Here is an 11684-nt window from a genome sequence, read left to right on the forward strand (position 1 = left end):
GCAAACGCGATTAACAACGTTACAGCCCCCACGAAGGCCGTTAATCCAGCTCTCAAGTAATAACTGCAAACGATGAAGTTACACACGCAACCCATAAAGGTTGCGTGACCCCACTCGACCTCAAAAAGGTAAATTTGAAATGAAAGCTTTATTGGTTCTGGCCCTCAGCAGTCTGTGCGCAGCCGCCATGGCAGACGAGGTCCCGACTGATGTCGCACAGCAACAACCGGTGATCGAGGAATACACTTACTCCACTCACCTGGACATCGCCAACGTTGTATCGATGAGTGAAATTCCCAACGTCTGCGAAGTAGTACCGGCAAAAATGGAGTACGACGACTCCAAAGGTCAGCGCCACATCCTGCGTTACAGCGTGATGGGCAACGGCTGCACTAATTGATGATTCGAGACTGCACCGAATTGGATCTCTCAGCGCTTCATTGAGGGTCGATTCCAGCCCGACTTCGGTCGGGCTCAGTTGTGTTTGAAACCGTCAGAAATGCTTGCAAAACACTAGATGTAGTGAAAAACCCATTTTTTTGTTCGTTTTTTGAGCAAATTCACAATGGCGAGATTTTTACGAAAAAAAATCTATCCCCGGCAAAGCCCTGTAAACCCTCACTCTCGTCGAAAAACCACCCTCCCCGACCGCTCCATGCGCGGATTCGCCTCAGCACAGCCGTGTTTTTTTCCCTATAATGCCGCCCCATACGGGTCAGCAATATTCCCTTACAGGGAGCAAAAGCCATTCTGAAGCCCCGCAGCAGCGTTCAACGCTGATTGCGCCCATCAGAGGCTCTCGGAACCCGTCAAAATTTCTGTTTATTTGCCTGCGTGCATCGCTGCAAAAAACGACATCCAACGCGGTCTGTACGACCGTGTGAAAAACCAACCAATCAGGTTTCACACGGGCACAGGCCCTCACGCAGGAGACGACACGTCATGCTGAGCTGGGACGAATTCGACAAAGAAGACAGTGAAGTAGCAACCGTGAAAGGCGCCAACGCCGGCCACGCTACTGAAGCCAACATGGACCGCCTCGACAACGCTGGCGGTGCCGCCGCGATCGAAGCCCGCGCCGTGACCGCCGACGATTCGGCCGCTGTCGCCCGCGCCAAGGCTGCACTGAACTCCCTCGACGTCGCCGAAGGCCTCGCCGAACTCGAAGGCGCCTCCGCCCGTGTCGCCGTTGACGAAAAGCGCATGATCAACTGCCGCGCCGACCTCAACCAACTCGTGCCATTCAAGTACGACTGGGCCTGGCAGAAGTATCTGGACGGTTGCGCAAACCACTGGATGCCGCAAGAAGTCAACATGACCGCCGACATCGCCCTCTGGAAAGACCCGGAAGGCCTGACCGACGACGAGCGCCGCATCGTCATGCGCAACCTCGGCTTCTTCTCCACCGCCGACTCCCTGGTTGCCAACAACCTGGTCCTGGCCGTGTACCGCCTGATCACCAACCCGGAATGCCGCCAGTACATCCTGCGTCAGGCTTTCGAAGAAGCGATCCACACCCACGCCTACCAGTACTGCATCGAATCGCTGGCAATGGATGAAGGCGAGATCTTCAACATGTACCACGAGATCCCATCGGTCGCTAAAAAAGCCGCCTGGGGCCTGAAGTACACCCGCTCGATCTCCGATCCGAAGTTCGAAACCGGCACCCCGGACACCGACAAAGAGTTGCTGCGCAACCTGATCGCCTACTACTGCGTTCTGGAAGGCATCTTCTTCTACTGCGGCTTCACCCAAATCCTCTCCATGGGCCGCCGCAACAAAATGACCGGCGTCGCCGAGCAGTTCCAATACATCCTGCGCGACGAATCCATGCACCTGAACTTCGGCATCGACGTGATCAACCAGATCAAAATCGAAAACCCACACCTGTGGGATGCCGAGATGAAAGAAGAAGCGACCCAGATGATTCTGCAGGGTACGCAGTTGGAGATCGAATACGCGCGTGACACCATGCCTCGTGGGGTGTTGGGTATGAACGCGGCGATGATGGAGGATTATCTGAAGTTCATCGCTAACCGTCGTTTGAGCCAGATTGGTTTGAAGGAAGAGTATCCGGGGACTACGAATCCGTTCCCTTGGATGAGCGAGATTATGGACTTGAAGAAAGAGAAGAATTTCTTTGAGACTCGCGTGATTGAATACCAAACTGGTGGTGCGTTGAGCTGGGACTAATAGTCTCGCTCGGCACGATTTGACGATTGCTGCCTGAGTCGGCGAGTCGAGAAAGCAAAAAGCCCCGATCTGATCGGGGCTTTTTTATGGGCGATTGGTGAGCCCTTTTACGCCTACGTCACAGCGTTCAATCTCCTACAGCACTTACAGTCGCTTCCCATTGAAGCGTGCTGCGAGCACTACTAAGCTCTATCGCAGGTGCCTAAGAAACGCCCAACGTAGAAAGCTTGGTCAGTGACACAGACGTGTAATTCGTCGGTGGCAACTGCTCTGCTCGTTGGGATTTCTTAAGTCCGCTCTACGTTGGGGTCAGGCCCTCCCAAAATCCATAACGTAGAGGTCATAGATATGTCTCATCCATGCTCGGCAACTGTTTTCTCTCGCCACAACCTTTCTCTACATGCCCTTCTACTAGAAAACCAGCCCTGGTTCTCCGCCCGGGATGTTGGCCGTTTGATGGGCTTCCACCTCAATGATCGGGTGGTCAACAAGCTAGATAGCGATCAACGCCGGGTCATGTGGATTAAGTACTTTCGAGAACCAGAACAGCATCTGATGCTCAGTGAGTCTGGGGTGTACGCGCTGTTGGTCTATCACTACGTTCCGGGGAATCGGTTGTTGCGTGAGTGGTTGACCAACGAGGTCGTGCCAACCTTGCGCGATGCGCAGGATTCAGGAGATTCAAATCGGCCAATGTTGAGTTTGTTGGATTGGCCGGAGATGTCTTTGAGTTTGCTGCATTGGCAAGATGAGGGCTGGATTCGGCTGCGGGATATGCCTCACCTGTTAAATGATCAGCCGCAGCGGAGAGCAACTACGATTCGACCTTGGTGGCGACGAGTTGCTCAGGCACTCCAATCTTCGAGGCGCTATATGGCTAGGTGACGTGTTAATAGGAGCACTTGCAAGCCCCCACGACTCTTCACAAGAAGTTCATGACAGCCATCCAATATCGACCGAGGGATTGCACCCTCGGCGATCGTATGGGTGCGAAAAAGAACAACCGTGAATGGAATACTCAACCTTCAATTGCTTCCAACCGAAGCTTCAATCTCTGATTCACCAATGCGCCATGCACCCCAGAGTGAATTTCCCGATGACAACTTGGACATACAGCTGCCACATACCGTGGGTGGTCTAAACCACCATCGGAGAGCCTATTCACATGATGCGGTTCTAAATAAGGGGTGCCATCTTTCTTCAAGAACGGAGCTGGCATCTCACAGCTTTCACATATTCCCTGAGCACGCATCAATACGTAAAACGAGACCTTCCGGCTACGCTGATAAATCTTACGCGGGGCGGATTGCCCGACTCCATCACTGGCAAGCTTACACGCAGCCAGCGCGATCAGCCGCGCAGCAGCCAGAGACTCGGGAAGGTCAGCCTTATCCTCGTCCTCGTCACCAACTTCAATCGTTCCGCCAGAAATACCGACCGGGACTAGTCGAAAAACAATAGCCGCACGATCCCGGCCAGTTACATCCGGTTGAGTTCGCGTGAACATATCAGCACAAGAAAACTCACCCACATAAGCGCAGCCTTTACCTTTGCCGAGTGACTTGAACAAATGCAGTGCTCGGCCATCCACGGCATGTTCAGCAATGGCGCGGTTGCCACGAGTCAAAGTCATCGCACCTCGCTGTCCTTCACCCGTGTAAAGGTAGGCGCCGTCGTCCCAACGATCTGCATAACCGTATTGTTCACCGCTATCGCCAGTGAACAAAAAAATCACTGGATAGATAGCTGACGCTGCAATGCCACTTTGCCGACTACCGCCGAACGCACCATTAATTTCAGTTTTTCGATCGTAAACAGCCCCCGGCGTGAACTGCAACACAAGCTCACCTTCTTCACGAGGTAACTCCACAATAGTGAAGCCTCGCTTCTTAAGGTAACTGTTGGTCGGATGCCCACCCGAAAAATCGCCTGCCGCAATGCCAGTCGCCAAAGAGACAATTTTCTTCGCTGGATACAGGACCCCGCCCGCGTTAATGGCATAACGATGCGATTGGTTTTTTTCCCAGCCTTTCCACTCAGGCCTACTCCGAAATTTGTGATCAAACTCCAGCATCGCGCTGCCTATTCGTTCCTTCGAGACCGCTTTGATCACCACGAGTGCCGCCCTTTGTAGTCAATGGCTGTAGGAAAATTCCTATAGTCGCCAAACTCCAAAAGGGTTTCAATACATGACAGAGCAAAGAGCCACTATTTCTATGCGTTGCCTTTAATATCGGCGTGCTCCCCCTAACTCGTTTACTCGTCTTAACACGCCATCTTCTCCTCAAGGATCCGAGCCCCACCATGAAATTCGATCTCGCCTACTGCCTCAGCCTCGACGACAAGTTGTCGATCTATGATGTTCGCGATCTCAATTTCGATGAGACGGTGGCGTTCGACTCTGCGAAGGAACACTTCCAGTGCCCCAACGATGCCTGTCGTTCGGCGTTCGAGGCTTCCAACGAGTTGGGTACGTTCAACGCCAAGAACGTGAATTACGTGCGCACGCCGCATTTCAAGAATCTGCCCACTACGCAGCATGTGGCGGGTTGTCCGTATGTGAGTTTGAAGGCTTCAGCGTCTGGCGTTGAGACGGCGGATGGCGAGGTGGATGACGGGCGTGAGGAGCACTTCCCATCAGAGTTGTTGCTGACCCGGCGTGAGTATGTGCGCAAGCCTGTCGCGCCAGCGGGGGCGGCGGATGTGTTGCGCGATGAACCGGTGCGGGCGGCGGCGGATAGTGGTAAAGAGTCGGCGGGGCGTGAGTCGGCGCCGGACAAGACCAGTGTGTTTGCGCATCCGGTGGAGTGTTTTGTTTCCAACTTCGCGGACAAGGAGTTGCTCAAGCGCATGCCGTTGAAGGTCGGCGAGCATTCGGCGCCGTACAGTTCGTTCTTCAAGAAGATCGAGTATCTGACGGACAACAAGGGGCTGATTTACTGGGGGCGGATCAAGAAGATCGAGGACTTCCACAGCGGCGCCAGTTTTCGCATCGATTTCGAGGACAAGGTCTGGTTCAAGAAGCCCGAGGACAGCAAGAAGAAGCCGTATCCGGTCAGTGTTTATCTGAACAAGAAGCTGATCGACAACTACCGCAAGCGCAAGGCGTTTCTGGAGGAGATCAAGCACGCGGTGGACAGCGACAAGGCGTTGTTCTGTTTCTTCTATGGGGTGACGCCGGAGTTGAAGCAGGTGCCTGGCAAGAAGAACCCCGAAAAGCCTTTCGAGGTCTTCAATGCCAATATCGAGAATCTGGATCACTTCATTATTCGCGAAGCGCCGGGGCTGGAGTGATGGTTAGCCCTGGGGTAGTTGCAGGTTGACGGCGCCGGGGTGTTGTTTGACGAGGGAGTACGGCAGGATCGACCAGTCAGGACTGTCGCAAGAGCGCTGCACGCGGGCGAAGTAGGCGCCGAGGTACAAGCCCTTCTCGGTGAAGTACCAAGGTGAAGTGCCCCAGATGCTCTCATCCTGGAAATTGCAGTCGTCATCTCCCGTCGGTGTCTTCATTTCTGTGGGGTACAGGGCGGTGAATTGCTTGATCACCCAAGGCACCAACTCTTTGCTTACGTATTGATAGCGCGCGTTACTTTCGGCCTCGCTCAGCGGTTTGTCGCCCAGGCTGTCGCGCTCGGCATGCAAAATCGGCGTGCCCTTACCTACCCAAAAGACATCTTCGAGTGACAACGGGTGGCCGGTTTTTACATCGATGTTGAGGGGTGAGTCGCCGAAGTCGGGATGCGCGCCGCCGCAGTAATAGCTGGTCGAGATGTTCAGGCTGACCACGGCTGGCGAGATCATTTTCGGTTCTGCCTGTTGCATGAATTCGACGTTTTCGCCGCCCTGCAACTGGCAGCTGTGGTAACTGATGACTTCATTCCAGAGGCGCCCGAGCAACTGCTGGTTAACCCGTTGCTGATCATCTTTCGACAATCCGGACTCCACGCTGAACAGCGAAATCTTTGTCTCGGGCTCGGTCCACCATTGCAGGTCATAGCCCATGAAGTTTTCTTTTTTCGCCGGTTTGAGCTTGAGTCCCTGCAGGCGCAGATACTCGTAGGGCTCGCCATTGGGCAGTGCGGCAATGAACGGCAAAGTTGCTGAGGTGGGCGCGGGAAGTTTGGCCTCGGTGAACTTCACCGGCAGTTTCTTGCCCTGCGGACTTTGCCATTCGCCCTGCCAGCCGCTGCCGGTTTCTTCCAGCTTCAAGGTCGGCAGCGGCTTGTCGTCACCGTAGCGGTTATTGCCTTCGACGAGGCTCAGCGTGCTGTCCTGTAGCGAACCGCTGAGTGCCAGGTCGCGATGATATTTCTCGTAGAAATACCGCCCAGTCACTTCATCCGGCTGCGTGGTGTTGAGCTCCACGACAATCGGTGTTTTACCCAGCGTACCGGTAAACACGCGCCGGCCATCTTCGGCATGGGCAGTGGAAATCAGTGTGAGCAGCGCCGCGGCATATGGCGCCAGGCGCATCAGTCCCTTGAGCATGAATCAATCCTTGAAGGAGTCGGAGGTCGCGTCGGCACACAGGCGCCGACGCTGAAAAATACGCTGCGGATTATGGCGGGGGCGGATTAACTATTCGAGTTTTCTTGCTCGTACTTTTCAAGCCAGGCTTTGCGCTCGAGGGCCGCAATTTCCCGAACCATTTGTTGACGACGCTCCTTGGCAGCATGAAGCTGGACGTCATCAAGAAAACAGTAATGACGCAGCCAGTGAAGCGCCATTTCCTCATTCGGAAAATAGTAAGACTTGGCGCCCTTGCTGTTCCTCGGCGTGTCATTCATTTGCTCGTCAAATACCATCGCTGTGATTTCATCCGGTGGCAAAGACCCCGTATGGGCGACCTTGTCCTGAAAAATCCACGCAACCTCATCAATATGTTTTTGCGCGCTGCGATGGCTACGCCGATAGAACCGTTGATGCTCACAAGTCTGTTTCAGCCGCGCCAACATCAACTCAGGGTTAAGCCACTGCCCGAGGTCATGATGATGTGCGTTGATCACTATCCCCTTGACCCAACGATCCACAAATCGATCAACAAAGTCTTCTGTGTCAGCCTTTTTCGCATCAGCGAAAATCAGGCAATAGCGGGTTTTTATGTGAATGGCCAGCAGCACGTGCTTGCGTTGTACCGTTATCGCGTGCACCAGCCACTGCTCATCAGCGCCGTTCGACTCATCATCTTCAATGATGGAGGACGGCGGATTAGTGTCCACCGGCGTGATCTTTTTGCCTTTGTGAACACGGCTGAAAAACTTGCTGGCGGCTTCGGTGCAGTTAAAGATCAGCATGTAGGCCCCATGTGATTTCTAGAGAAAAGAAACATATTCTTGCGAACACGCTGACTGATTCCAACCCCCTTCGACGCGCGAATCAAGGCAATTGCAATGGAACGCCGCCGGGGTGCTGTTTGATCAGGTCATAAGGCAGCATGCCCCACTCGACGTATCCGCACACGGCGGCGACATGAGGATACGACGGCGTGAAGGTGATGCCGTTTGCGCTGAAGTACCACGATGGGAATGCCCAAGGTTCTTGCTCGTCATACCCGCATTCGTTTTCGCCTTCCGCGACGACGGTCATTTCCCTGGAATAAAGCTTTAGCAACTGCGCGACGAGCCAGGGTGCGAATTCTTTGGAGCGGTAGTTGTAATAGTCAGCGGAGGATACTGTAGAGGCACCTTCCAATCCCTCCACATAATGAAAGGGCTTGCCCTGCCCCACCCACAAAACATCCTCAAGGGTCAGCAACTTCCCTGTTTGCGTATCAAAGTTGAGCGATTCATTGTTTTGATCCGGATAGGCACCGCCACAATAATATTCGGTAGCAATGCGCGCACTCATCACCGAAGGCGACAACCATAGCGGCTGACTGGATTGCGAGTAACTCCCCGCACAGCTGAAGTGTGCGTCCACCTCGCCCCACAAGCGTGCCATTAAATATTGATTGATGCGCTCCCGCGCTTGTGGCGAATAACCCGATACCACTTCAAACAGCGAAGCCCCCGACTTCGCCTCGCTCCACCATTGCAGCGTGTAGCCCATGAAGGTTTCGGTTTTGCCTTTTACAAGTCGCAGACCCTGCAACCGTAGGTACTCGTACGGGTTCTTGTCATGCAGTTCGGCGAAATACGGCAAGGCACCGGCGGGAACATCGGGGAGCTTGGCGGGCTGTAATTCGACCTTCAGGACCTTCCCGTCCGGGTTGCTCCATTCGCCGTTCCAGCCGTTGAATTTCGGTTGCAAGCGCAGAGTCGGGCGCGAATCGCTATCCATCGCCGCGCCTTCGACCATCACCAGTGCGTCGTCCTCTCTACTGATGTCCAGCGCCAGGTCTTTGCGGTACTTTTTGTAGAAGTAACGCCCCTCGCTGTAACGGGTGTCGATTTCCACAACGATCGCGGCTTTGCCCAGGGTGCCGGTATACACCTGCTTGCTCTCGTCGGCCCATGTCCGGGTTGAGAGCACTAAACCGACGAGCAGCAAAATGCCGGAAATTCGCAACAGTCCGCGATACATCTTTCATCCTTGAGTGACTGGGTGTTTGCCCGGAAGAGAACGTTGCGAATGATGGCGAGAGCAACCCGGGCATGCGAGGACCGCAGTGCCTTTCAGGCTATTGCAGTTCACTCTGAAACGCCTTGATCTCCCGCTCTGCCTGTTTGCGTCGCTCCAGCGCAGTCTGGATACCAGCCTCGTCGACAGCGCAATATTGACGCAGCCAGTGGGCGATCATTTCTTCATCTGGTCTGAAGTAATCCTTGCGCCCTTTACTGTTTCTGAGTCGACTGTTCATCTGCGCATCGAACCCGATGGCCGCACGTTCGCCCTGTGGCAAACAACCCCACTCGGCGGCACAGTCCTGGAAAAACCAGGCGATTTGCTCAATGTGCTGTTGTGCACCGCGATGGCTGCGACGATAGAACCGATGTTCTGCGCAGGCTTCTTCAAAACGATCCGACAGGATTCCCGCGTCAGCCCATTGCATGAAGTCATGGTTGATCGCGTCGCGTAGCAGGCCTTCGCGCCAGCGTTCGACAAATCCTGCGAAAAACCCTTCAGCATCGGCCTTTTTGGCATCGGCGAGGATCATGCAATAACGGGTTTGCACATGGATGACGAGCAACACGTGTTTGCGTTGCACGGTGATTGCGTGCACGAGCCACTGCTCGTTGGAGCTGCCCGGTTCATCATCTTCGATCACTGCGGTCGGGGGTTTAGCGTCCACCGGAGTGATCACTTTGCCTTTGTGAACACGGCTGAAAAACTTACTGGCGGCTTCGGTGCAATTGAAGATCAACATCCTGGTTCTCTGGTCATTGCTGGTGGACAGCGTTCGGTTATCAATTTTGATTTCTTCCGCTGTAACCTGGCAATGGTTCATTTGAGCGAAATGCACAGCAGCACAATAATCAGCAAACCAATATAGACCCTGGCATGCACCCGATCCGGGATCCGCCCAATCCATGGCGCGGCCAATCGAATCCCGATGAGCGAACCCACCGTCAGCACCGCAAACGCGAGCAGATCCACATACCCGACAAACCACGCGCCCAATTCAGCTTGACTGAACCCGGCCAGCACCATGTACGTCAGCGTCCCTGCTAATGCCACTGGCACGCTCAACGGATTGGCCATGGACGTCGCTTGCGACATGCTCAGCCCGCAACGGCGCAACAGCGGCACGGTCATGACGCTGCCTCCTACACCGAGAAACGTCGCGATGGCGCCGATGCCTACACCACCTGCGGAAGTTTCCGTAGCGCCAAGTCGGCGTGGGATGACGTCTGCGTTTTGAGTGAGAAAGCCGCGTCGCAGCAGGCAGTCGACGATGGTCACGCCGAGGTAGCCGATGAACGCGTAACGAATCACTTCGCCGCTGACCCACACCGCCGCTATTGCGCCAACGACTGCACCCACGCCGATGAATCCACCCAACGGCCACAGGTAATGGCGGATGAGATTGCCGGCGCGACGATGTTTGTCGGTGGCGATCAGGGCGTTGACGATCATCACGCAGGTCGAGGTGGCGACGGCGATGTGCATTGCCGACTGGCTGATCGGGTCGTCGGCGCCGTGGCTCGCGGTGAGCAGGCGATACAGCAGCGGCACGATAACGAAGCCGCCGCCGAAGCCGAACAGGACGGCGGTGATGCCGGTCAGGCAACCGAAGAAAGTCAGCAGTAGATAGAACATGTCGAGGCGTCCGTGTAGGGAGAGCGGTCGACGATAGAGCGGCATCGCTTGGCCTGCTTCAGCAAGTCAGCCAATAATGTTTGCGTTTACGCCAACCACTGGGAAACGCCTGATGCGCAATGTTTCGATCAATCTGCTGGATGACACGCCGCGCGCGGTGGTGGCGATCGGTACGGATTATTCCCACGGTCACCTACTGCCTTTTCATACGCATCGGCGGGCGCAATTGTTGTACGGCGCGACCGGTGTGATGCAGGTCAGCACGCATGACGGTAACTGGGTGGTGCCGCCGCAACGGGCGGTGTGGATTCCGCCGGGGGTGGCGCATGAGGTGTTGATGCTCGGGGTCAGTACTCGCAGTGTGTATATCGAACCGGGCGCGGTGGATTTGGGGGAGCGCTGCCAAGTGATCAGCGTGTCGCCGCTGATGCGGCATTTGCTGATGGAAGCCGTGGAGTTACCGCTGACCTATGACTTGATCGGACGCGATGGTGTGTTGATTGATCTGTTGCTGCATGAATTGACGCGCAGTGCGCCGCTGCCGTTGCACATCCCGCTACCGACTGACGGAAAGCTCCTGTCTCTGTGTCAGACCTTTCTGCATCAGCCGTACGCCCACCAATCACCACAGCAGTGGGCCGACCATTTACACATAAGCTTGCGCACCTTCAACAGACTTTTCCGTCAGCAGACCGGGCTGAGTTTCAGGCAATGGCGGCAACAGGCGTGCGTGGTCCTGGCGCTGGCACGACTGGCCGCAGGTGAAGCGGTGACGCGCATCGCACTGAATTTCGGTTATGAAAGCCCGGCGGCGTTCTCGACGATGTTCCGGCGGATCCTTGGTCAGGCACCGTCCGTCTGGTTGGAGGCGGCAAATTAGCGCAAATCAAAAAATGCGTTTGATCCCGGCCGAAAACAACTGTACAAAAACACAGTACATTTTCAATCAGCACTCTTGAGCCCGGAGCACACCATGGCCTCTCTTGCGATGAACCACATCCTCGAACGCATTGCCCTTTTCCAGTTCACCCCGACGCACAGCGTCCAGGCCCGAGCGATGTTGGGCTGGAGCGTGGAACAGCTATCGCGGGAGGCTGAGGTTTCGGTGGAAGACATTCAACGGTTTGAAGCGCAGCAGGATGTCGCGGATGCGGCGCGACTGGCGTTGGCTTATCGGTTCGAGGCGCAGGGGCTGGTGTTCTTTCCCGGGTTTGCGCCGGGGCGTAGTGCGAGTGTACAGGGCGTGTCGTCGGAAGCGATGGGGCGTGGGGATTTTGCGATGGCTGAGTAAG

12 protein-coding genes are annotated in these 11684 nt (G+C 55.3%); 6 read left to right on the forward strand and 6 right to left on the reverse strand.

What is annotated here, in order from left to right; all coding sequences use genetic code 11:
• Positions 1-139: 139 nt before the first annotated feature.
• The 3 genes from L8H52_RS18420 to L8H52_RS18430 all read left to right on the forward strand — a co-directional run bounded on the left by L8H52_RS18420 (position 140) and on the right by L8H52_RS18430 (position 3078).
• Positions 140-400: a DUF2790 domain-containing protein gene (locus L8H52_RS18420; protein WP_242208257.1), complete on the forward strand. Its 261-nt coding sequence runs from the start codon at positions 140-142 to the stop codon at positions 398-400.
• Positions 401-942: 542 nt separating this feature from the next.
• The gene (locus L8H52_RS18425; protein WP_008084848.1) at positions 943-2193 is read left to right on the forward strand and encodes a ribonucleotide-diphosphate reductase subunit beta; all 1251 of its coding nucleotides are present in this window, start codon (positions 943-945) and stop codon (positions 2191-2193) included.
• Positions 2194-2541: 348 nt separating this feature from the next.
• Positions 2542-3078 carry a Bro-N domain-containing protein gene (locus tag L8H52_RS18430; RefSeq protein ID WP_242208256.1) on the forward strand — a complete coding sequence of 179 codons (537 nt, stop codon included), beginning with the start codon at positions 2542-2544 and terminating at the stop codon, positions 3076-3078.
• 133 nt (positions 3079-3211) lie between these two features.
• On the opposite strand, the gene L8H52_RS18435 is transcribed toward L8H52_RS18430, so the two are convergent.
• Positions 3212-4306, reverse strand: coding sequence for an HNH endonuclease signature motif containing protein (locus tag L8H52_RS18435; protein ID WP_242208255.1), 1095 nt, complete (start codon positions 4304-4306; stop codon positions 3212-3214).
• A gap of 191 nt (positions 4307-4497) precedes the next feature.
• Here L8H52_RS18435 and L8H52_RS18440 point away from each other — a divergent pair, with 191 nt between their 5' ends.
• A complete protein-coding gene (locus tag L8H52_RS18440) occupies positions 4498-5487 on the forward strand; it encodes a hypothetical protein (RefSeq protein WP_242208254.1) in 990 nt (329 codons plus the stop codon).
• A 3-nt stretch (positions 5488-5490) separates the two neighbouring features.
• Here L8H52_RS18440 and L8H52_RS18445 read toward each other — a convergent pair whose 3' ends face one another.
• From L8H52_RS18445 to L8H52_RS18465, 5 genes are all read right to left on the reverse strand, one after another.
• The gene (locus L8H52_RS18445; RefSeq protein ID WP_242208253.1) at positions 5491-6681 is read right to left on the reverse strand and encodes a hypothetical protein; all 1191 of its coding nucleotides are present in this window, start codon (positions 6679-6681) and stop codon (positions 5491-5493) included.
• Between the two features lie 86 nt (positions 6682-6767).
• Positions 6768-7487, reverse strand: coding sequence for a hypothetical protein (locus L8H52_RS18450; RefSeq protein WP_242208252.1), 720 nt, complete (start codon positions 7485-7487; stop codon positions 6768-6770).
• Positions 7488-7569: 82 nt separating this feature from the next.
• Positions 7570-8715, reverse strand: a complete 1146-nt coding sequence (locus L8H52_RS18455) for a hypothetical protein (RefSeq protein ID WP_242208251.1) — start codon at positions 8713-8715, stop codon at positions 7570-7572.
• Between the two features lie 97 nt (positions 8716-8812).
• Positions 8813-9499, reverse strand: a complete 687-nt coding sequence (locus L8H52_RS18460; RefSeq protein ID WP_242208274.1) for a hypothetical protein — start codon at positions 9497-9499, stop codon at positions 8813-8815.
• Between the two features lie 77 nt (positions 9500-9576).
• Positions 9577-10392, reverse strand: coding sequence for a sulfite exporter TauE/SafE family protein (locus L8H52_RS18465; protein WP_242208250.1), 816 nt, complete (start codon positions 10390-10392; stop codon positions 9577-9579).
• 112 nt (positions 10393-10504) lie between these two features.
• Here L8H52_RS18465 and L8H52_RS18470 point away from each other — a divergent pair, with 112 nt between their 5' ends.
• Positions 10505-11272: a helix-turn-helix transcriptional regulator gene (locus L8H52_RS18470; protein WP_242208249.1), complete on the forward strand. Its 768-nt coding sequence runs from the start codon at positions 10505-10507 to the stop codon at positions 11270-11272.
• Positions 11273-11365: 93 nt separating this feature from the next.
• Positions 11366-11683 carry an XRE family transcriptional regulator gene (locus L8H52_RS18475; protein WP_242208248.1) on the forward strand — a complete coding sequence of 106 codons (318 nt, stop codon included), beginning with the start codon at positions 11366-11368 and terminating at the stop codon, positions 11681-11683.
• Position 11684 lies beyond the last annotated feature (1 nt).

The organism is Pseudomonas sp. CROZ-RG-20F-R04-15 (assembly GCF_022662375.1).
In the GTDB taxonomy this organism is placed as follows: Bacteria; Pseudomonadota; Gammaproteobacteria; order Pseudomonadales; family Pseudomonadaceae; genus Aquipseudomonas.